Here is a 20,807-nt window from a genome sequence, read left to right as displayed (position 1 = left end):
TCACCAGTCTGAGCGACATCGTCGCATTGCCCATATTCTGTGTTACCGCTCAAGCGGATGGAGCCTGAGATGAAGCCTGAAGTATTGCTATATAAATCCCTACCCGACGATTTACGCACCCGTCTCGATGAACATTTTACCGTCACCGTCATCAGCGATCTGACGATGGAAAACGCAGAAAAACAGGCGGATATATTTGCCCGTGCGAAAGGGATTATCGGTTCCAGCAGTAAGGTGGATGCCGCACTGCTGGATAAAATGCCAAAGCTGCGCGCTGCCTCAACGATCTCCGTTGGCTATGATAATTTTGACGTCGACGCCCTGAATCAGCGCGGCGTGGTGCTAATGCATACGCCAACCGTACTGACCGAAACCGTCGCTGATACCATGATGGCGCTGGTACTCTCCAGCGCACGGCGCGTGGTAGAAGTCGCTGAGCGGGTTAAGGCGGGCGAATGGCGTAGCAGCATCGGCCCTGACTGGTTTGGCATCGACGTGCATCATAAAAAGATGGGCATTCTCGGTATGGGACGCATCGGCCTGGCGCTGGCCCAACGTGCGCATCACGGCTTCGGTATGCCGATTCTGTATAACGCGCGCAAACATCATGAAGAAGCGGAATCACGCTTTAACGCTCAGTATTGCGATCTCGATACGCTGCTGCGCGAATCTGATTTCCTCTGCATCAGCCTGCCGCTGACCGGGCAAACGCACCATATGATCGGGCGCGAGCAGCTGGCGAAAATGAAGCCGAGCGCCATTTTAATCAACGCGGGCCGCGGCCCGGTGGTGGATGAAGCGGCGCTGATTGAGGCGTTGCAAAACCACACTATCTACGCCGCCGGGCTGGATGTGTTTGAGCAGGAACCGCTGCCGGTAACGTCACCGCTGCTAAAGCTGCCTAATGTCGTTGCGCTACCGCATATTGGCTCTGCCACACATGAAACCCGCTACGGCATGGCACGTGACGCCGTTGATAATCTGATTGCCGCGCTGTCAGGCAAGGTAGAAAAAAACTGTGTGAATCCGCAGGTGCTGCGTTAAACACGCAGCGTTGATCGATCCTCATCAAGCATAACGATCGCCTGTCAACGGCGATCGTTCCTCATCCTCGCCCGGTTTGCATCCCTGCATCGCTGGCGGTAAGGTGTAACTTACCTGCCAATTACATTTAATTTACAGCTATGAGCTTTTCTCTGTTCGGTGAAAAATTTACTCGCCATACCGGCATTGCCCGTTTAATGGAAGATATGGGCGAAGGGCTGCGTAATCCCAATACGGTTATGTTGGGCGGCGGCAATCCAGCGCAAATCCCCGCCATGAATGACTATTTTCACCAGCTGCTGTTCCAGATGCAGCAGGAAGGAAAGCTGACCGAGGCGCTGTGTAACTATGATGGCCCACGTGGTAAGGCGATATTTCTGGATGCGCTGGCTACGCTACTTCGCAAAGAATTGGGCTGGCCGATCACCGCAAAAAATCTCGCGCTGACCAACGGCAGCCAGAGCGCTTTTTTCTATCTGTTTAATCTCTACGCCGGACGCCGCGCCGACGGCACTATGAAGCACGTGCTCTTTCCACTGGCACCGGAATATCTGGGTTACGCCGATGCAGGACTGGATGAAGACCTGTTCGTCTCTGCTCGCCCCAATATTGAACGGCTGCCGGAAGGTCAGTTTAAGTATCACGTGGATTTTGATCGCCTGCCGGTTACGCAAGAGACCGGCCTGATTTGTGTATCGCGTCCCACTAACCCCACCGGCAACGTGATTACCGATGAGGAACTGCTGCGTCTGGATCGACTGGCCCAGCAGCACCATATTCCGCTGTTGATCGATAACGCCTACGGCCTGCCGTTCCCCGGCATTATTTTCAGCGAGGCGCGCCCGCTGTGGAATCCCAATATTATTCTCTGCATGAGCTTGTCCAAGCTCGGCCTGCCCGGTTCGCGCTGCGGCATTATCCTCGCCGATGAAAAAGTCATCAACGCCATCAGCAATATGAACGGTATTATCAGCCTGGCTCCCGGCAGCATCGGCCCGGCTATTGCGATGGGGATGATTCAGCGCGGCGATCTGCTACGGCTGTCAGAAACCGTGATCAAACCCTTTTATCGTCAGCGCGTACAGGAAGCGATCACCATTATTCGCCGTTATCTGCCGGAAGAGCGTTGCCTGATACATAAACCGGAAGGCGCAATTTTCCTCTGGCTATGGTTTCAGGATTTGCCGATTACAACCGAAGCGCTCTATCAACGTCTGAAGCAGCGCGGCGTGCTGATGGTGCCGGGACATTTCTTTTTCCCCGGCCTGGCGCAGGAATGGCCGCACACTCACCAGTGTATGCGCATGAACTATGTGCCGGATAATGAGAAGATCGAACAGGGCGTGAAAATTTTAGCTGAAGAGATCGAACGCGCTCACTCCGACAACCTTGCCTAACGGCCTGTCTCGATCGCGCTACCGGTTAAAATTGCATCCGATCTGGCGCTATTAAACCGTCAATGTTGAGAGTATGTTAATTAAAACTTCTCTATTCTGACTGGCGGGAGACAGGATGACCATAAAAGATCTGTTGCTGGCGCTCTGCGTGGTGGTTGCGTGGGGCGTTAACTTTGTAGTGATTAAGGTTGGATTGCACGGTATGCCGCCATTCCTGCTGGCCGCGCTGCGTTTTTCACTGGTCGCACTGCCCGCAATATTTTTTGTGCCGCCGCCACGCATTCCGCTGCGCTGGCTGGTGCTTTATGGCCTGACCATCAGCTTCGGTCAGTTCGGCTTTCTGTTTTTAGCCATCAATCTGGGAATGCCCGCCGGGCTGGCCTCGCTGGTGTTGCAGGCACAGGCGTTTTTTACCCTGCTGCTTGGCGCTCTGCTGCTGGCTGAATCGCTGAAATGGCACCATATGGCAGGCATTGCTATCGCAGCAGGCGGCATGTTTCTGCTGGCAACCTCAGGCCACGGTAGCGCCGCCAGTATAACAATGACCACGATGCTGCTAACGCTGGCCGCCGCGCTCTGCTGGGGCATGGGCAACATTACCAATAAGGTTATTATGCGTCGTGGCAACGTGCCAATTATGTCGCTGGTTGTCTGGAGTGCGCTGGTGCCCATCGCACCCTTCTTCCTCTGCTCCTGGCTGTTTGAAGGCCGCGAGGCGATAGTACATAGCCTGACGCAGATTACGTTGTCGACAGTGTTGGTCGTGGTTTATCTGGCATTTATCGCCACGATTGTAGGCTATGCCATCTGGGGTACGCTGCTGGGACGCTATGAAACCTGGCGCGTGGCACCGCTCTCTCTGCTGGTACCGGTAGTAGGCATTCTCAGCGCAGCGCTGCTGCTGGGCGAACGGCTTAGCTTACAGCAAGTCGTCGGGGCGGCAGTCATTGTGCTGGGGCTGTTGATGAATATGTTCGGCGGGCGATTAACGTCGTGGCGTATGGCGCGCCAGGAGTAACCGGGCGCGGATACAACAACGCCGCGTTTCCGCGGCGTTATCAGTGAGATTAGCTGAGGATTTCGATACGGCGAGGTTTCATCTCTTCCGGAACGATGCGTTCCAGATCGATGTACAGCAGGCCGTTTTCCAGACGAGCATCGCGCACGACGACATGATCGGCCAGCTGGAATTTACGTTCAAAATTACGCTCGGCAATGCCCTGATACAGGTATTTCCGCTCAATCTGCTCTTCCGCATGGGCACCACGCACAATCAGCATATTGTCGTGTGAGGTGATATCCAGCTCATTTTGCGCGAAACCGGCAACGGCAATGGTGATGCGATAATGGTTTTCAGCCACCAGCTCAACGTTATACGGAGGGTAGCCGCCATTGCTCTGGTTCTGGTTGGATTCCAGCAGATTAAACAGACGATCAAAACCAATAGCGGAACGATACAGCGGAGAAAGGTCAAAGTTACGCATAATACAAAGCTCCTGAATTTCAGCGAGTAGGTTAAACGCAGCCTTCCGTTATGGACAGGCCGTCCGGTCACGCTGGCAAACCCATGCGGCGAGTGCCGCGCTGACCGTGTTAGTAAAATGGGGTCTACTGATATTCTTTCAAGATCGATTTCGCGATTTTTTTTTAAGCAAAGCACAGAGAATGTCATACACTCAGGGGAAGATATCGTCATGCATCTGGCGCGAGTCACCACAGAGTGATCGGGAGCTTCCCCGCCGCAGACGAAATAACTCAGCCTGGCCTGGGCCATGACTGAAGGGATGAAGAAAATGAATGTCATACAGAAATACCGTTTGGCGGGACTGCTGGCCTGTAGCGCATTATTTACTACCTCTGGATGTTCCAGCATGATGTCCCACACCGGTGCCAGCCAGGGCTATTACCCCGGCACGCGCGCCAGCGCCGATATGCTGACCGATGAAAACAGCAGCTGGGCGATCAAGCCGCTGGCGTTAATCGATCTACCTTTCTCTGCCGTACTGGATACCGTCCTGCTGCCCTGGGACTATCTGCGCGCCGATGACTGTCAGTCCATCGATTCGCCGCGTGCGCGCGTTGCTGAGGCGGAGAAGCTGGCAAATACCCAGGAAAGCCTCTCTCAGGCTGCGCCGCTGGCAGCGAACTAACTCACCTCTACCGTAAAGATCTGCTGCCAGCCGTCAACGACGTTCATCCAGGCAATTTGACGTCCATCGGGTGAAAAGACGACCGCATCGCCAATCGGCGGCGTTGCGCTTCGCTGCGTTAGCCGCCGCATCTCACCGCTTTGACTGTCGCACAGCATTACGCTGTTATCGCAGACGATCGCCAGGCTTCCGCCTTCAGGGTGCCAGCTAAACGCCGACTGCATATCCTGCGTGCCATGAGTAATCTGGCGTGGTTCGCTGCCGCACGGCGAAATGCTCCACAGCTGCACCACACCCGCATCGTCACGCATTAAAAAGGCAATTTCGCTACCGTCCGGGCTGCTGCGCAACCAGTGACGCGGCGTGGTGACCAGACCCGGATAGCGACGCTGATGCGTGAAAGTCAGACGCCGCTGCTGCACACCATGCGGCGGTGCCGGAAGCTGAGTCGCCGTTCCTTCCAGCGGTGCCACGCCCGGCTGGGCATAATCGTTCAGGCTTTCCGGCAAATCGACGATATAAACTTCCGGCACCGTCGCGCCGTTCTCTGCCCGCGTATCGCCAATAAAGGCCAGCGCCCAGCGCTGACGGCTGCCATCCGGACGCAAATAGCCGCCATTGCCTATCCAGCCCTCTTCGTAAGCGCGATTGATTTCATCGCTACCCGCCTGCGGCGATGAGGTAGTGCGGCTGACCAGCACGCAAAAGTGGCTACCGTCATACTCACGCGGATGCTGTTTAACCGGACAGACCGCATGCAGCGGTACGGCAACGCCAACGTTACGCAGATCTTCCAGACGGTTCCACTCATGCATAACATGATCGTTATAGGTGAAGCTGAGACGGCTACCATCGGGGCTGAAGACATGAACATGCGATCCGCCGCGCAGCGCGCCGGGCGTAAAAGGCGGTGTGATATCGCAGGCGTCGAGGTTTTCCGCAACGCCGTTTTGAATGATAACGCCGCGCCGATGATGAAAATCGTAGCGCCAGCTGGCATCCGGGTGCTCAGGGCCATGTATGCAGACGTAGCGCGGTGGCAGATCGGGGCTAACGGTCACCACGCCAACATGCGCGCCGTCACGTGCCTGATAAAGGATTTCAGTGGCTCCGCTTTCTACATTGACGCGCTCGATGGTCAGGCCGGTAAAAGAGGCACCAGAGGGACGTACATCATAAGCCAGCCACTGGCTATCGGCGGTCCAGACGTTGATGTTGGTCAGCTGATGGTGACGCGGTGCAAAGGTAAGCTGTTTCATTGATAAAAACCCCGAAGCGATGACTCGCCTCAGGGTAAAAGATTCGGCGGCAAAAACCTATCAGGGAACTGGCGTAATCAGCGTTTTACCAGTGAACCAGGCGTTCACATTCTCCAGCACCAGCCGCAATATCTTCCGGTACCCGTAGTAATAACTGTCAGGCATGTCTTTGATTTTCGCCAGCACTGGTAGCAAACCCAGACCGACAAAATTTGCTACGGTATTGATAAAGGCGAGCGGGGCCTCTGCAGTGTCTCCTGCCAATTCTTCGGCTGTGACCGCCACTTTTGATAATCAACGGCAGGAATAGCGTAATACCGATGGAGTCGGACGCTTGCAGAAACCAAACCAGACTCAGCAGCAGTACGGTTTTATTTTTTAATGCGCTGTCTCTGCTGTGGTTTTTTTCCAGGCTCTACGCCTGTGTTAACACGCTCAAGCTGAGTCTTCAGCCAGATTGATGCGCACAATCCATACCCGTGCGACTACTTTAGTCACGATTACATTGCTGGAAATTTCAAAAACGATGTAAGAGGTATAGAACATCCTTATGCCGAAACCATACATTCTGGCGCTCAGGCCGGGCTCAACCTTCATCTGTAACGCCGCAATAGTAATATCAGTTTTATCAAGGCTAGCAACAAAATAGCAGATGATGATAAAGGGAATAATTTTTGCGTTTAGCTGTCGTAAAGTTGTAGTGTACAGCTCAGTATGCATAACAGAACCCTCTCAACCGCGTTTCATTAATGATCGAACCACGGTAGTGATTTATCACGATGAAACGGTTACCGCCCGATTTTGCCGGGCGATACGCGCCAGCTGCATTCCGTCGCTTGTTAACCCTTTTCTGCGTAAGGCCCTAGCCCACGCGTTTTACCTCTCCCACCAGCAGGATATAAGAGAGCGCGCCGATCAACGCCACCGCGGAGATATAGACCAGCGCCGGGCCGAAGCCATAATCCTGTGCCAGGTAGCCAATCACCAGCGGTACGGTAATGCCGCCCAGCCCACCAATAAAGTTGAACATGCCGCCGGTCAGGCCAATCAGACGCATCGGTGCCAGTGAAGAAACCAGCGACCAGGTGATAGACGCGAAGCCGTTGCCGAAAAAGGCAACCGCCATCAGCGTCATAATCCAGACCGGATCGTTAGTGTAGTTAGCGCCCATAATGCAGGTAGAGATCAACAGGCCGCAGATAATGGGCGTTTTACGTGCCACGCCGAGGGAATAACCTTTACGCACCAGGCAATCCGCTACCCAACCCGAGAGCAGTACGCCAAAGAATGCTGCGAGAAAAGGAACGGTGGTCATAAAACCCGCCTTCAGCGCGGTGATGCCCTTCTCCTGCGTCAGATAATTCGGAAACCAGGTCAGGAAAAACCAGAGTGTAGAGGTAACAGCAAACTGGCCAAGATAGACACCAATCAATTTGTGATGGAAAACCAGCCTCCAGTCAGCACGAGTTAACGGCTGTCGCGCACTTTTTGCCGCAGGCGCATCGCCATCCACCAGACCACCACCGTCGCGAATGTAATCCAGCTCTGCTTTGCTGAGGCCTTTGGTCAGGCGCGGTGGCTGATAGATCTTAAACCAGACCATTGACCAGAGGATACCGATGCCACCGGTGATAATAAAGACCCAGTGCCAGCTCAACACCTCCTGAATCCAGATTAACAGCGGAGTAAGGAATGCCAGGCCGACAAACTGCCCGGATGTGTAGAAGCCTACCGCCGAGGCGCGCTCCTGTTCCGGGAACCAACTAGTAACCATCCGGTTGTCAGTGGGAAAAGCTGGCGCTTCGAAAATACCGGTTATCGCACGTAAACCTATCAGCGACATCAGCCCGGTAGCGAAACCCTGTAAGAGCGTAGCGACCGACCAACCGAAAATGGCGATAAAATAGGTCAGGCGTGAGCCGACGCGATCGAGGAACCAGCCGCCGGGAATCTGGCAAATCGTATAAAGCCAGGCGAAGGCGGAAAAAATATAGCCCATTTGCGCCTTGCTGATACCAAACTCTTGCTGAATATGGGCTGATGCCACTGCCAGATTAGCCCGGTCAACATAGCAAATGACAACGGTAATGAAAATCATCCCCAGCGTCAGATAGCGACGTCGCCCGGTTTTTACCGTAGTTACAGGAATATCCATAATTATCTGTCTCCAGATTTTGGCATGGCGAGATTCCTCACCATGCTCTGTAAGTTACAGAGGGTGATGTGATATTTTTTATTTAAAGCTAAAGGACTAAATAGCTATTACCATTCAGCGACGGAGCCATCCTCATGTCGCCATAATGGATTGCGCCAGTCAGCACTATTTTTGCTACGGGCAATAACCTGCTCTTCGTCAATGTCCACACCCAGGCCTGGCTTCATCAATGGCAGGAAATATCCGCCTTCCATTTTGAAATCTTCTTTGTTTTTTACAAAGTCGAATAGCTCGGCACCTTTGTTGTAATGAATGCCCATACTCTGCTCCTGGAACACAGCGTTACGCGCCACAAAATCTACATGCAGACAGGCCGCCAGCGCGATCGGCCCCAACGGGCAATGCGGTGCCAGGCCAACATCGTAAGCTTCCGCCATAGCAGCAATTTTATAGCACTCGGTAATGCCACCAGCATGGGAGAGATCCGGTTGCAGAATTGCCAGACCGCCTGCATTAAGCACGCGCTTAAATTCAAAGCGTGAAAACATACGTTCGCCTGCGGCAATAGGAATAGAGGTTTGCTCCGCCAGTTTTGGATAATATTCAGCCTGTTCCGCCAGTACCGGTTCTTCAATAAATAACGGACGATAGGATTCCAGTTCTTTAATTAAAATTTTTGCCATCGGCACGCTAACACGACCGTGGAAATCCAGCCCGAATTCAATATCCATTCCGAATACTTCACGGATCTGCGCCACGGTATTTACCGCTGCATCAACCTTGCGCGCATTGTCAATTATGCCCAGTTCTTCACAGCCGTTTAATTTAAACGTATCGAAGCCAATATTTCGCAGAGTATTAATGCCATTAATCACTTCTGCTGGTCGATCGCCGCCAACCCAGCTATAGGCTTTAATTTTATCGCGCACCAGGCCACCCATTAATTGCCAGACCGGCGCGTTTAACACTTTGCCTTTAATATCCCACAATGCCTGATCAATACCAGCGATAGCGCTCATCAGAATCGGGCCGCCGCGATAAAAGCCGCCGCGATACATTACCTGCCAGAGATCGTTAATACGCGCCGGGTCCTGTCCGATCAGATATTCACCCAGCTCATGCACCGCCGCTTCTACCGTGCGGGCACGACCTTCAATCACCGGCTCGCCCCAGCCAACAATACCTTCATCCGTTTCAATCTTCAGAAACATCCAGCGGGGGGGCAAACGGTAAGTGGTTAATTTGGTAATTTTCATTGCACTGCCTCTCGATACGCTTTAACGAATGCTTCCGCCTGTTCAACGGTACGGCTTAGCGGCTGCCCGGCACGATAAAGGTCGCCACCCAATCCTGCACCGATACAGCCAGCCTGTAGCCACTGTGCCAGGTTTTGTGGCGTCACACCGCCAACGGCAAATACCGGGATTTCCGGCGGCAGTACCGCCTTTAATGCCTTGATATAATCGGTGCCGAAGGCAGAGGAAGGAAAAATCTTCAGCGCCTGTGCGCCCGCATCAATGGCGTTGAATGCCTCGGTAGCCGTAGCACAACCGGGGCAGACGCTCATGCCGTAGCCTACCGCACGTCGGATTACCTCCGGCTGGATATTTGGCGTAACGATAAGCCTGCATCCCATCTGCGCCAACTCATCTACCAGCTCCGGCTTCAGTACTGTGCCTGCGCCGATCAACGCCTTATCGCCAAACGCCTTAACCATGGCGGGAATACTGGTGCGCCATTCTGGCGAATTTAGCGGGATTTCCACTGCTTCGAACCCCGCTTCAATGACTGCCGCAACGTGATCGTGTGCCTCTGCTGGCGTGATGCCACGCAGGATAGCGATAAGTGGAAGTTTATTTTGCCACTGCATGAGCGATACTCCTTATGCCTGCCTGAAATGCGATATCGCCTTCCAGTACCTGCGCCCTGATACCGAGCGCGTTAAGCGCCTGACGATAACGTTCCGCAAGCGCCGATCCAGCGACGATAGTAATAGGTTGTCTTGTTTCTGGCTGCCATTCGCGAACCATGCTGGCAACCTCGTTGCCAATCAGCAACCCGGAGAGAAATTCACTAACCTGTTCGCGCGCCATGGTGCCCAGCACATGCGCAGCGCGCACTTCAAACAGACGAGCCAACGGCGCAGCGGTTTCCAGCCCCTGCGTCAGCCCAGCGTGAAAAGCTTCGGTACTCGGCAGCTGTTCGGGTAATCCGGCACCCACCAGCGAATGAGTTAATAATAAATGGTGCAGCTCTCCGGTCATTACGGTGCGAAATTCATTTACCTGCTCACTATCGGCCTGTACCCATTTGCAGTGGGTTCCGGGCATGATGTAGAGTGGCGCAGGCTTTAATTCACGGGCACCAAGCAGTTGAGTCTCTTCACCGCGCATAACGTTGTGATTGTTATCACGCAGTACGCAAAGGCCGGGAACAATAAAGACGCCTTCTGCTACCGTAGTGATCTGGCTACCGAACTCGCTGAAGCGGGCAGGACAGGGTAAGTAAGGTGTAACTTTCCAGCCAGCATTGCTACCGACCATCCCTGCCATGACGACCGGCGTGGTTTCATCACGCCAGCCTGCGCTCACTTCTGTTAACACCGCCTCGGGAGATTTGCCGTTGAGACGGGTAATACCCATCTCAGATTTTCTACTCTCCTGACAGGCGCCATGATGGAAAAGCCAGGCGCGCAGGTTAGTCGATCCCCAGTCGATAGCGATGTAGCGTAATGTCATGTGATTTCCTTCAGTCTTCGGGTGGAACTGGCGATCATGGTTAATGCCGCCTGTTCCGCCGCCTGGCTGTCCTGATGCCGTATCGCATCAAACAGCGCCTTATGCTCCTGTAGGGTTTTGGGCATATTCGCTTCATCTCCCATCCAGGTTCGTTCAAATACCGCACGTTGTAACGAGCTAATAGCGATGCTTAGCTGCTGTAGCAGCGGATTATGCACCGAAGCCAGAACCGCTTCGTGATAACGAATATCTGCCTCGTTGAAGGCCTCACGATTCTGGTTGTTGGCGATCATCTCATTTAGTGCCAGCTCAATTTGCGCCAGATCGCTGGAGGTAGCGCGTTCCGCCGCCCAACGGGCGATAGCCGGTTCTACCAGATTTCGCACTTCGCTCATGGCGGCAATCAGCCGCGGATCGTCGTCATGCTCCAGCACCCACTGTAATACTTCGGTATCGAGGTAATTCCACTGGTTACGCGGTGCAACAAAAGCGCCGCGATAACGTTTTGTCTCGATCAACCGCTTCGCCGTCAGCGAACGGAACACTTCGCGGATGATATTGCGCGAGGTGGCAAATTCTTCGCACAGCTCAGCTTCAGCAGGCAACGCTGCACCCGGTACATACTTACCGCCGACAATCTGTCGGCCCAGCGTAACGATGATGCGATCGGTTTTTGTGAGGGTCATGGTGAGTCCTTATCTAACGGGTAATGCCCTCTACTTTACCGTGATTGCCCCTTTTAGCGTCTTTTTTGCAGTACAAACGTGACTTGTACAGCCGTATCGATGCACCTAATGTAGTACAATAAATATATTTAGTACTACAATCATGATCACAAAAAATACAATTAAAGGGATTTATTGGGAAAAGAGGAGGTATATCAGGAAAGATGAGCAAGAAAGAAAGGGGCAAGGCATACGAAAGATAAAGCGAAGGATAACGGAGCGAGCCGTTCTTCCTCCGCCAGTACAAGTGGGATTAACGCAGTACGAACTTTTTAATAGCGTAAGCGACGCCATCTTCCAGATTGGTTTTAGTGACGTAGTCAGCGACTTTTTTCACGGAATCAATAGCGTTCCCCATAGCCACACCGACGCCAGCGTATTCCAGCATGGCAATATCATTTTCCTGATCGCCGATGGTCATGACCTCTTCCGGCTTGATATTCAGCGAATCGGCAAGCGCTTTAACGCCAGTGCCTTTGGTGACACGCTTATCGAGGATTTCCAGGAAGTAAGGGGCGCTTTTTAACACGGTATATTTCTCACGCACTTCCGCCGGGATACGAGCGATAGCCTTATCCAGAATCTCCGGCTCATCGATCATCATTACCTTCAGGAAGGTGGTGTCCGGGTCCATTTTCTCCGCCTCACAGAAAACCAGCGGAATGGTGGCGACAAAGGACTCATGCACCGTATAGCGGCTGATATCCCGATTGGCGGTGTAAAGCGTATTGCGATCCAGCGCGTGAAAGTGAGAACCCACTTCACGAGAGAGCTGTTCCAGATAGCGATAATCATCATAGCTTAAGGCGGTTTGTGCCACCGTGCTGCCGTCACTCGCTTTTTGTACCAGCGCACCGTTATAGGTGATGCAGTAATCGTGCGGCTGATTCATATCCAGCTCTTTCAGATAGCGTTCCACGCCAGCGTAAGGACGTCCAGTGGTAAGAACAACGTTAACGCCGCGTTCACGCGCGCTGGCGATAGCCTGCTTAACCGCAGGTGAGATAGTGTGATCCGGCAGCAGCAGCGTGCCATCCATATCGATAGCAATAAGTTTTATGGACATAGCCTTCTTCAAAGTGATGGGGTCAGTTTTTATCCTGGCACGATCCTGCGTAAAAAACAGTATGCATGGTGCGGCGGAGCGGAACCCGAAGATTTTAACGTGCAGGACAAAGCGGCATGACAGGGTAAAAAACGACATTGAATCGTCATATTCACCGTTTCGCCATGATGAAACGGTGAATATGAGGCGTTAGCTGAACAGTTTACCTTTAAGCAGTTTCATCCCCGCCGTCAGTAAATCGTTATCAGCTTCAGCATGAACTTCACCTTTCGGTGAGAGCGTATCAATAATAGTCGGCAGATATTGCGCCACCATAGAAGAAGCAGCCTGAGTATCAATACCCAGTTTGGCACCAAGCTGAGACAGCGCCGGGCTGCCCAGCACCGCCAGTACCTGCTCCGAACTGAGCAACTGGTTAGCCTGTGAACTGCTCAGCCAGGACATGACGATTTCACCCAGCCCGCCCTGACGAAATTTCTCCAGCAACGCCTGTACGCCGCCCTGCTGGTTAACCCAGCTTAAAATAGCCTGATATTTAGCCGCGTCGCCGTTTAACAACATACCGGCAACCTGATCGAAAAGTCCCATTTAATGCTCCTTAGTCGCGTTTAAAACGTCCTGTAACAGCCAATGGCTGGATAAAAAAATGCCGCGCATCAGTGCGCGGCAGAGTGGTTTGATTAAATATCGATATTCGCTGCTTTCAGCGCATTTTCCTCGATAAAGGCACGACGCGGCTCAACCGCATCGCCCATCAGCGTGGTAAACAGCTGATCGGCGGCAATGGCATCTTTGATGGTAACGCGTAGCATACGACGGCTGTCCGGGTCCATCGTGGTTTCCCACAGCTGATCCGGGTTCATTTCGCCCAGGCCTTTATAGCGCTGTACCGACAGGCCACGGCGAGACTCTTTCACCAGCCATTCCAGCGCCTGCTCGAAGCTGGCAACCGGCTGACGGCGTTCGCCACGTTCGATATAAGCATCTTCTTCCAACAGGCCGCGTAATTTCTCGCCCAGCGTGCAAATTTTGCGGTACTCCGGCCCCTGAATAAATTCGCTGTCCAGCGGATAATCGGTGTCCACGCCGTGTGTGCGTACGCGTAGTACCGGTTCGAAGATATTCAGCTCACGGTTTTCACGTACATGAGCCACATAGGTGCTGCCATGAATTTCGCGTTCATTCAGCAACGTAACCAGCGTCTCAATCCAGTGTTTCACATCCTGCTGATTTTCCAGACTTTGCAGCGTCGGGTGATAAATCAGCGCGTTAAGCAGCGCCAGCGGGAAACGACGCTCCATACGTTTGATCATGCGCTGCGTGCTGTTGAACTCAGAAACCAGGCTTTCCAGCGGCTCTCCGCCCAACGCAGGCGCGCTGGCATTGGTATGCAGCGTTGCGCCGTCCAGCGCGATGGCGATTTGGTACTGATCCATCGCTTCATCATCTTTGATGTACTGTTCCTGCTTGCCTTTTTTCACCTTATACAGCGGCGGCTGAGCGATATAAACATGGCCGCGCTCAATGATTTCCGGCATCTGACGGTAGAAGAAAGTCAGCAACAGGGTACGGATGTGCGAACCATCGACGTCCGCATCGGTCATGATAATGATACTGTGATAGCGCAGTTTGTCCGGGTTATATTCATCACGTCCAATGCCGCAGCCCAGCGCGGTAATCAGCGTGGCAACTTCCTGCGAGGCGAGCATCTTGTCGAAGCGCGCTTTCTCTACGTTAAGAATTTTACCTTTCAGCGGCAGAATCGCCTGGTTTTTACGGTTACGTCCCTGCTTGGCGGAGCCGCCAGCAGAGTCACCTTCCACCAGGTAGATTTCTGACAACGCCGGATCGCGTTCCTGACAGTCGGCCAGCTTGCCCGGCAGACCCGCCAAATCCAGCGCGCCTTTACGACGGGTCATTTCACGGGCGCGACGGGCCGCTTCACGCGCACGCGCCGCATCGATGATTTTACCGACCACGATTTTCGCATCGGATGGATTTTCCAGCAGGTATTCCGCCAGCAGTTCGTTCATCTGCGACTCAACCGCAGATTTCACCTCAGAAGAGACCAGTTTATCTTTGGTCTGTGAGGAGAATTTTGGATCCGGTACCTTCACGGAAACCACGGCAATCAGGCCTTCACGTGCATCGTCACCGGTGGCGCTGACCTTCGCTTTTTTGCTGTAGCCCTCTTTATCCATATAGGCGTTCAGGGTACGCGTCATCGCTGCACGGAAACCCGCAAGGTGCGTACCGCCGTCGCGCTGCGGAATGTTGTTGGTAAAGCAGTAGATGTTTTCCTGGAAACCGTCATTCCACTGCAATGCCACTTCCACACCGATACCATCTTTCTCGGTAGAGAAGTAGAAGACGTTCGGATGAATCGGGTTTTTATTTTTATTCAGATATTCAACAAACGCCTTGATACCACCTTCGTAATGATAGTGATCGCTTTTATCTGTACGTTTATCCTGTAGGCGAATGGAAACGCCAGAGTTGAGGAACGACAGTTCGCGCAGGCGCTTGGCCAGGATGTCATATTCGAAATCGGTAACGTTGGTGAAAGTCTGATGGCTTGGCCAGAAACGCACGCGGGTACCGGTAAGATCGGTTTCTCCGGTAACCGCCAGCGGTGCCTGCGGCACGCCGTGCACGTAAGTTTGCTGATGCACTTTTCCTTCACGACGAATGGTCAGCTCCAGCTTTTCAGACAGGGCGTTAACAACGGAAACGCCCACGCCGTGCAGACCACCGGAGACTTTATAGGAGTTGTCATCAAACTTACCGCCTGCGTGCAGTACGGTCATGATCACTTCCGCCGCCGAAACGCCCTCTTCCGGGTGGATACCGGTAGGAATGCCACGCCCATCATCCTGCACCGATACGGAGTTATCTGCATGAATGGTAACGACAATCTCTTTACAGTGGCCTGCGAGCGCTTCGTCGATGGCGTTGTCCACGACCTCGAATACCATGTGATGCAGACCGGTGCCGTCATCTGTATCGCCGATATACATACCAGGGCGTTTGCGTACCGCATCAAGCCCTTTCAGGACTTTGATACTTGAGGAGTCATAAGAATTCGACATCAACGTTTCTCGCTCATTTAATCTTCAGGTTGAACCGCTATTTTACCCTGTTCTACGCGGAACATCTTGCCCTTTTCGTCAGCCATATCAGCAACGTGTTCAGCGCCGATAGCGCTAACGAAAACCTGGGCACGGGTGGCCTTCAGCCGGTCCGCCAGCAGGCGGCGTCGGCTTTCATCCAGCTCCGAGGCAAAATCATCGATCAGGTAGAGGCAACGACGTCCGCTTTGCCGGGTGAGGAACTCACCCTGCGCCAGACGCAGCGCACACATCAGTAACTTCAGCTGTCCGCGCGACAGTAAATCTTCTACCGGCGTCCCCTCGGCGCGAATACGAAAATCCGCTTTGTGGGGCCCGCTGGCGGTATAGGTTAGCGCCCGGTCACGTTCGAACTGGCGCGCCAGCAGTTCGCCATAGTCACTCTCTTTATCCCAGCCGCGCTGGAAGGAGAAATCCAGTTCACATTCCGGCAGGAACTGGGCGCAGGTCGCGGTAATATCTTTCGCAATGGCGGCGCTGTACTCGGCGCGCCACTGGCTAATCTGCGCGGCCAGCGGTGCCAGTTCACGATCCCAGGGCTCGATCTGCTGATAGCGCGTGACCTGACGCAACGCGGCGTTGCGCTGCTTCAGCAGGCGCTTCAGATTGCTCCACGCCAAAAAAAAGCCGGGCGTATTATGAAAGCAGCCCCAGTCAATATAGGCGCGCCGATACTTGGGCCCGCCGTTCAATAGCGTAAAGCCTTCGGGCGTAATCAGCTGCATCGGCAGCAGCTGCGCCAGCTCGGCGACTTTGTGTCCATCGCTACCGTCAATGCGTACTTTGCTGTCACCGGCGCGGTTTTTCGTCAGGCCAACGTTGGTTTCCCGTTCAGCACCGTCGATACGCCCGTGCAGGATAAACGCCTCTTGTTCATGGCGAATCACGCGCCCTGCCTGTAGGCTACGGAAAGCGCGCCCGTGGCCGAGGGTGTAAATCGCTTCCAGCACGCTGGTTTTGCCGCTGCCGTTAGCGCCGATCAGAAAATTAAAGCCCGGCGCCAGCGCCAGATCGGCTTGTTCGATATTACGAAAATCTTGTATCAGCAGGCGGGTTAAAGCCATGAAATAATCCAAAGCGATGGCGTGACAGTAAACACCGTGGTTCTGAGGCGGGCTTTTCTCAGGTCGGGTAATACTCCAAACATGAGTAAACGCTTACTTGTCATAACAATATGGGGCTAAACGAGCGATTTACAAGGGCTAATCATACCGTATCTGACATCAATATGGGCAGAAAAACACCAGCCTGCCGGTTCCTGGAACGGCAGGTAGCCCGACGCGCTCGCCAGGCTACCGGGTATCACTATCAGAGACGCATTGGCATCACGACATAAGCCGCGCTCTGACTCGCCTCATCTTCAATCTGCACGCTGGAAACGGAGTCGGTCAGCAACAAACGTACATTTTCGCACTTCAGGGCGTTGAGCACGTCCAGCACATAGCTAACGTTAAAGCCAATCTCCAGATCGCTACCGCTATAGGTGACATCCAGAATCTCCTCGGCTTCTTCCTGTTCCGGGTTGTTGGCGGTAATCCTGAGCTGGTTTTGGCTGATATAAAGGCGTACGCCGCGAAATTTTTCATTCGACAGAATAGCGGCGCGGGCAAACGCCTGCTTCAGCAGATCGCAACCCGCCTCCAGCGTTTTGTCCGGATTTTTCGGCAGTACGCGACGGTAGTCGGGGAAACGACCGTCTACCAGCTTAGAGGTAAAGATATAATCGCCAACGTGGGCGCGAATATTGCTGCCGCCGATCTGGATTTGCAGCGGCGTCTCGCCGCCGTCCAGCAGACGAACCAGTTCCGAAACGCCTTTACGCGGCACGATCACCGAGTGGCTCGGCAATGACTGACCAACCGGCATAGAGCAGACCGCCAGACGATGACCATCGGTAGCAACGGTGCGCAGCTCTTCCCCTTCGGTTTCAAACAACATACCGTTAAGGTAATAACGCACATCCTGATGCGCCATTGAGAACTGCGTAGCCTCAATCAGACGCTTCAACGTCGCCTGAGGCAGAGTAAACTCTACTTCGCTCTGCCAGTCATCAAGGTTGGGAAAATCGCTGGCGGGCAAGGTGGACAGCGAGAAACGGCTACGCCCGGAGCGCACCAGCATTCTGTCGCCTTCCAGCACGACGCTAATTTCCGCCCCTTCCGGCAGGCCGCGACAGATATCTAAAAACTTACGTGCCGGGACGGTAGTGGCGCCAGGCTCATGCGGCTGCGTCAGCGTAACGCGCGCCACCATTTCCATTTCTAAATCCGTCCCGGTCAGCAACAGGCTGCCATCGTTGACCTTCAATAACAGGTTGCCCAAAATCGGCAGCGTTGGACGACCGCCTAACGGACCGCTCACCTGCTGTAGCGGTTTAAGTAATTGCTCGCGTTCTACAATAAATTTCATAGCGTCAGGAAGATAATGTTCTGATTAAATTTGAAAAATCTTCTTTAATGTCGTGACTTTCCTCACGCAGCTGCTCGATTTTACGGCAGGCATGCAGCACGGTGGTATGGTCACGACCCCCGAAAGCATCACCGATCTCCGGCAGGCTGTGGTTGGTCAGCTCTTTCGCCATCGCCATCGCCATCTGACGCGGACGCGCTACCGAGCGTGAGCGGCGTTTAGAGAGCAGATCGGCCACCTTGATTTTGTAATATTCCGCGACTGTCTTCTGAATATTATCGATGGTCACCAGCTTTTCCTGCAGCGCCAGCAGATCGCGCAACGCCTCGCGCACGAAATCAATAGTAATGGCGCGGCCGGTAAAGTTAGCGTTGGCAATAACACGGTTCAGCGCCCCTTCCAGTTCACGCACGTTAGAACGCAGGCGCTTGGCAATAAAGAAGGCTACTTCACCGGGCAGGCGAATATCATTCTCATCCGCCTTTTTCATCAGGATCGCCACACGTGTTTCCAGCTCTGGCGGTTCGATAGCCACCGTTAGCCCCCAACCAAAGCGGGATTTCAGGCGATCCTCCACGCCGTTAATTTCTTTTGGATAGCGGTCGGAGGTTAAAATAATTTGCTGGTTGCCTTCCAGCAGCGCGTTGAAGGTATGGAAAAACTCCTCCTGCGAGCGCTCTTTATTGGCAAAGAACTGAATATCATCGATAAGCAGCGCATCTACCGAACGGTAGTAACGCTTGAACTCTTCGATGGCGTTATTCTGCAACGCTTTCACCATATCCTGCACAAAACGCTCCGAGTGCATATAAACCACTTTCGCGTTGGGCTTGCGGGCGATAATGCCGTTGCCTACGGCGTGCAGGAGGTGCGTTTTACCCAGGCCCGTACCGCCATAAAGGAACAACGGGTTATAAGCACCGCCAGGATTATCTGCCACCTGACGCGCCGCCGCGCGCGCCAGCTGGTTAGATTTACCTTCAACGAAGTTATCAAAATTATGTTTAGCGTTTACGTTTGAGCGCCATGAACGCTCCGCTGGTGCGGGCACGCTATCCCAGCTGGGGCGCGCCGCAGGCTGTACCGGTGGAATACTGGCCGCTACCGGAGCCACAACGCTGGTGACAGCAGGCTGCGGAATCGTCTGTGCCATCGGTTTACTGCCCACTTCAAAGCGCAGCTGTGGCGCATCCGCACCGCAAAAGTCATTAAGCAGCCCATTGATATTATTGAGATATTTATCTCTTACCCAGTCGAGTACGAACCGATTCGGGGCATATAAGGCCAGCGTATTGTCGTTCAGTTCAGCCTGTAACGGACGTATCCACATGCTGAATTCAGTGGCAGGTAGCTCATCCTGCAAACGGGCAAGACACTGTTGCCAAAGCGAAAGTGACACGGCGGACTCCACTCGAACAAAATCGATAAGAAAATAGGCGCTGAAACAGATCAATCATCATTGTTGACGTATGTCAGTGACAGACATACGAACCGCTATCCACGGTTGCTCCGATCGCGATCGCAGAGAGGATCGTTAGCGGAAGGGCGGATCATAGCGCAAAGCGAGACAGAGATCTTCACTTTCTACACAGTTTTGATCCATTTTATCCACAGGCATCGGGCGAAGCTAAGTTTACGTCAGACTGGTTAAAAGGGATTCAGGATCCGCCATCTTGATACAAATATTCGGCATCCGTCACGTTATTACCGCAACGGTAATGAAAACGATCGCCATAAGATCCTGGGCGATCCTTGCGCTTTGGCACGGACGCCGTATAATTCCCGTCCCGGCGTGATGCGCCTTGTCGATTTCGACAGGATTTGCAGGTCGATTCGGGCAGCCAGGCGCGCGCAACAAGCGAAGTAAATTGACTCCGGACTGTACAATTATTACAATCCCGCCTCTTTATTAAAGATACACTGAGGCGTCGGTCGTTTTACGGAACCGGGTACGCGTCACCACGTGAAATTTTTCAAGTTTAGGTAGAAATCGCCATGAAACGCACTTTTCAACCGTCCGTACTGAAGCGCAACCGTTCTCACGGCTTCCGTGCTCGTATGGCTACTAAAAATGGTCGTCAGGTTCTGGCACGTCGTCGTGCTAAAGGCCGCGCTCGTCTGACCGTTTCTAAGTAATAAAAGCTAACCCGTAAGTGGTTAAGCTCGCATTTCCCAGGGAGTTACGTTTGCTAACTCCCACTCATTTCACTTTCGTCTTCCAGCAGCCACAACGGGCTGGCACGCCGCAAATTACTATTCTCGGCCGCCTTAATTCGCTGGGGCATCCCCGTATCGGTCTTACCGTCGCGAAAAAAAATGTTAAGCGTGCGCATGAGCGTAACCGGATCAAGCGATTGACCCGTGAGAGCTTTCGCCTGCGCCAGCACGAACTCCCCGCAATGGATTTTGTGGTCGTGGCAAAGAAAGGGGTAGCCGACCTCGATAACCGTTCGCTAATGGAAGCGTTGGAGAAATTATGGCGTCGTCACTGTCGCCTGGCGCGCGGCTCCTGATTGCGCTGATCCGCGTTTACCAACGCGTCATTAGCCCGCTTCTGGGACCCCACTGCCGTTTTAACCCGACCTGCTCGCATTATGGCGTTGTGGCCTTGCGCAGGTTCGGGATGATAAAAGGCAGTTGGTTGACGTTGAAACGCGTATTAAAATGCCACCCTTTAAACCCGGGTGGTGACGATCCGGTGCCGCCAAAAACCGACGATAACAGAGAACATTAACG

19 protein-coding genes and 2 pseudogenes are annotated in these 20,807 nt (G+C 53.5%); 7 read left to right on the top strand and 14 right to left on the bottom strand.

What is annotated here, in order from left to right:
• The first annotated feature begins 69 nt into the window (after positions 1-69).
• The 3 genes from ghrB to C7M51_RS17625 all read left to right on the top strand — a co-directional run bounded on the left by ghrB (position 70) and on the right by C7M51_RS17625 (position 3,459).
• Positions 70-1,044, top strand: coding sequence for a glyoxylate/hydroxypyruvate reductase GhrB (gene ghrB, locus C7M51_RS17635; protein ID WP_160622857.1), 975 nt, complete (start codon positions 70-72; stop codon positions 1,042-1,044).
• Positions 1,045-1,184: 140 nt separating this feature from the next.
• Positions 1,185-2,441 carry a valine--pyruvate transaminase gene (locus tag C7M51_RS17630; protein ID WP_160622856.1) on the top strand — a complete coding sequence of 419 codons (1,257 nt, stop codon included), beginning with the start codon at positions 1,185-1,187 and terminating at the stop codon, positions 2,439-2,441.
• 115 nt (positions 2,442-2,556) lie between these two features.
• Positions 2,557-3,459 carry an EamA family transporter gene (locus C7M51_RS17625; protein WP_160622855.1) on the top strand — a complete coding sequence of 301 codons (903 nt, stop codon included), beginning with the start codon at positions 2,557-2,559 and terminating at the stop codon, positions 3,457-3,459.
• Positions 3,460-3,508: 49 nt separating this feature from the next.
• On the opposite strand, the gene ibpA is transcribed toward C7M51_RS17625, so the two are convergent.
• The gene (gene ibpA, locus C7M51_RS17620; protein ID WP_160622854.1) at positions 3,509-3,925 is read right to left on the bottom strand and encodes a small heat shock chaperone IbpA; all 417 of its coding nucleotides are present in this window, start codon (positions 3,923-3,925) and stop codon (positions 3,509-3,511) included.
• 309 nt (positions 3,926-4,234) lie between these two features.
• On the opposite strand from ibpA, the gene C7M51_RS17615 reads away from it, so the two are divergent.
• A complete protein-coding gene (locus C7M51_RS17615; protein ID WP_160622853.1) occupies positions 4,235-4,591 on the top strand; it encodes a YceK/YidQ family lipoprotein in 357 nt (118 codons plus the stop codon).
• Here the strand turns inward: C7M51_RS17615 and C7M51_RS17610 are convergent.
• The 13 genes and pseudogenes from C7M51_RS17610 to dnaA form a co-directional block, all read right to left on the bottom strand.
• On the bottom strand, positions 4,588-5,850 hold the full coding sequence (locus C7M51_RS17610) for a YidR family protein (RefSeq protein ID WP_160622852.1): 1,263 nt from the start codon (positions 5,848-5,850) through the stop codon (positions 4,588-4,590). The genes C7M51_RS17615 and C7M51_RS17610 overlap by 4 nt on opposite strands.
• Before the next feature lie 141 nt (positions 5,851-5,991).
• Positions 5,992-6,570, bottom strand: a pseudogene (locus tag C7M51_RS22650) (hypothetical protein); the annotation flags it as partial.
• Positions 6,571-6,712: 142 nt separating this feature from the next.
• Positions 6,713-8,049: pseudogene (locus C7M51_RS17600) on the bottom strand (MFS transporter).
• Between the two features lie 63 nt (positions 8,050-8,112).
• Complete coding sequence (gene dgoD, locus C7M51_RS17595; protein ID WP_160622850.1) at positions 8,113-9,261, bottom strand: galactonate dehydratase; 1,149 nt, start codon at positions 9,259-9,261, stop codon at positions 8,113-8,115.
• On the bottom strand, positions 9,258-9,875 hold the full coding sequence (locus tag C7M51_RS17590) for a 2-dehydro-3-deoxy-6-phosphogalactonate aldolase (protein ID WP_160622849.1): 618 nt from the start codon (positions 9,873-9,875) through the stop codon (positions 9,258-9,260). The genes dgoD and C7M51_RS17590 overlap by 4 nt, the downstream gene beginning before the upstream one ends.
• On the bottom strand, positions 9,859-10,743 hold the full coding sequence (locus C7M51_RS17585; protein WP_160622848.1) for a 2-dehydro-3-deoxygalactonokinase: 885 nt from the start codon (positions 10,741-10,743) through the stop codon (positions 9,859-9,861). Before C7M51_RS17585 ends, C7M51_RS17590 begins: the two co-directional genes overlap by 17 nt.
• Positions 10,740-11,429: a D-galactonate utilization transcriptional regulator DgoR gene (gene dgoR, locus C7M51_RS17580; protein ID WP_160622847.1), complete on the bottom strand. Its 690-nt coding sequence runs from the start codon at positions 11,427-11,429 to the stop codon at positions 10,740-10,742. The genes C7M51_RS17585 and dgoR overlap by 4 nt, the downstream gene beginning before the upstream one ends.
• Positions 11,430-11,721: 292 nt before the next feature.
• Complete coding sequence (gene yidA / locus C7M51_RS17575) at positions 11,722-12,534, bottom strand: sugar-phosphatase (protein WP_160622846.1); 813 nt, start codon at positions 12,532-12,534, stop codon at positions 11,722-11,724.
• Positions 12,535-12,723: 189 nt separating this feature from the next.
• Positions 12,724-13,122, bottom strand: a complete 399-nt coding sequence (locus C7M51_RS17570; protein ID WP_160622845.1) for a YidB family protein — start codon at positions 13,120-13,122, stop codon at positions 12,724-12,726.
• Between the two features lie 92 nt (positions 13,123-13,214).
• Positions 13,215-15,623: a DNA topoisomerase (ATP-hydrolyzing) subunit B gene (gene gyrB / locus C7M51_RS17565; RefSeq protein WP_160622844.1), complete on the bottom strand. Its 2,409-nt coding sequence runs from the start codon at positions 15,621-15,623 to the stop codon at positions 13,215-13,217.
• A gap of 17 nt (positions 15,624-15,640) precedes the next feature.
• Positions 15,641-16,726 (bottom strand): DNA replication/repair protein RecF, encoded by a 1,086-nt coding sequence (gene recF, locus C7M51_RS17560; RefSeq protein ID WP_160622843.1) that lies wholly within the window; start codon positions 16,724-16,726, stop codon positions 15,641-15,643.
• 244 nt (positions 16,727-16,970) lie between these two features.
• Positions 16,971-18,071: a DNA polymerase III subunit beta gene (gene dnaN / locus C7M51_RS17555; protein WP_160622842.1), complete on the bottom strand. Its 1,101-nt coding sequence runs from the start codon at positions 18,069-18,071 to the stop codon at positions 16,971-16,973.
• Between the two features lie 4 nt (positions 18,072-18,075).
• Positions 18,076-19,470: a chromosomal replication initiator protein DnaA gene (gene dnaA, locus C7M51_RS17550; RefSeq protein ID WP_160622841.1), complete on the bottom strand. Its 1,395-nt coding sequence runs from the start codon at positions 19,468-19,470 to the stop codon at positions 18,076-18,078.
• Between the two features lie 596 nt (positions 19,471-20,066).
• Here dnaA and rpmH point away from each other — a divergent pair.
• Genes rpmH through yidD form a run of 3 tightly spaced genes read left to right on the top strand, consistent with a single transcriptional unit; the run spans position 20,067 to position 20,805 of the window.
• Complete coding sequence (rpmH, locus tag C7M51_RS17545) at positions 20,067-20,207, top strand: 50S ribosomal protein L34 (protein ID WP_000831330.1); 141 nt, start codon at positions 20,067-20,069, stop codon at positions 20,205-20,207.
• Positions 20,208-20,224: 17 nt separating this feature from the next.
• A complete protein-coding gene (gene rnpA / locus C7M51_RS17540) occupies positions 20,225-20,584 on the top strand; it encodes a ribonuclease P protein component (RefSeq protein WP_160622840.1) in 360 nt (119 codons plus the stop codon).
• The gene (gene yidD, locus C7M51_RS17535; protein WP_141177434.1) at positions 20,548-20,805 is read left to right on the top strand and encodes a membrane protein insertion efficiency factor YidD; all 258 of its coding nucleotides are present in this window, start codon (positions 20,548-20,550) and stop codon (positions 20,803-20,805) included. The genes rnpA and yidD overlap by 37 nt, the downstream gene beginning before the upstream one ends.
• Positions 20,806-20,807 lie beyond the last annotated feature (2 nt).

This window comes from Mixta intestinalis (assembly GCF_009914055.1).
In the GTDB taxonomy this organism is placed as follows: domain Bacteria; phylum Pseudomonadota; class Gammaproteobacteria; order Enterobacterales; family Enterobacteriaceae; genus Mixta; species Mixta intestinalis.
Note: the sequence above shows the minus strand (reverse complement) of the source record. Positions and strands in the feature narration are given on the sequence as shown.

Excerpts from the sequence above, each read along its gene's own strand:
- ghrB (WP_160622857.1), top strand. The coding sequence starts at position 70 with ATGAAGCCTGAAGTATTGCTATATAAATCCCTACCCGACGATTTACGC.
- C7M51_RS17630 (WP_160622856.1), top strand. The coding sequence starts at position 1,185 with ATGAGCTTTTCTCTGTTCGGTGAAAAATTTACTCGCCATACCGGCATT.
- C7M51_RS17625 (WP_160622855.1), top strand. The coding sequence starts at position 2,557 with ATGACCATAAAAGATCTGTTGCTGGCGCTCTGCGTGGTGGTTGCGTGG.
- ibpA (WP_160622854.1), bottom strand. The coding sequence starts at position 3,925 with ATGCGTAACTTTGACCTTTCTCCGCTGTATCGTTCCGCTATTGGTTTT.
- C7M51_RS17615 (WP_160622853.1), top strand. The coding sequence starts at position 4,235 with ATGAATGTCATACAGAAATACCGTTTGGCGGGACTGCTGGCCTGTAGC.
- C7M51_RS17610 (WP_160622852.1), bottom strand. The coding sequence starts at position 5,850 with ATGAAACAGCTTACCTTTGCACCGCGTCACCATCAGCTGACCAACATC.
- dgoD (WP_160622850.1), bottom strand. The coding sequence starts at position 9,261 with ATGAAAATTACCAAATTAACCACTTACCGTTTGCCCCCCCGCTGGATG.
- C7M51_RS17590 (WP_160622849.1), bottom strand. The coding sequence starts at position 9,875 with ATGCAGTGGCAAAATAAACTTCCACTTATCGCTATCCTGCGTGGCATC.
- C7M51_RS17585 (WP_160622848.1), bottom strand. The coding sequence starts at position 10,743 with ATGACATTACGCTACATCGCTATCGACTGGGGATCGACTAACCTGCGC.
- dgoR (WP_160622847.1), bottom strand. The coding sequence starts at position 11,429 with ATGACCCTCACAAAAACCGATCGCATCATCGTTACGCTGGGCCGACAG.
- yidA (WP_160622846.1), bottom strand. The coding sequence starts at position 12,534 with ATGTCCATAAAACTTATTGCTATCGATATGGATGGCACGCTGCTGCTG.
- C7M51_RS17570 (WP_160622845.1), bottom strand. The coding sequence starts at position 13,122 with ATGGGACTTTTCGATCAGGTTGCCGGTATGTTGTTAAACGGCGACGCG.
- gyrB (WP_160622844.1), bottom strand. The coding sequence starts at position 15,623 with ATGTCGAATTCTTATGACTCCTCAAGTATCAAAGTCCTGAAAGGGCTT.
- recF (WP_160622843.1), bottom strand. The coding sequence starts at position 16,726 with ATGGCTTTAACCCGCCTGCTGATACAAGATTTTCGTAATATCGAACAA.
- dnaN (WP_160622842.1), bottom strand. The coding sequence starts at position 18,071 with ATGAAATTTATTGTAGAACGCGAGCAATTACTTAAACCGCTACAGCAG.
- rpmH (WP_000831330.1), top strand. The coding sequence starts at position 20,067 with ATGAAACGCACTTTTCAACCGTCCGTACTGAAGCGCAACCGTTCTCAC.
- yidD (WP_141177434.1), top strand. The coding sequence starts at position 20,548 with ATGGCGTCGTCACTGTCGCCTGGCGCGCGGCTCCTGATTGCGCTGATC.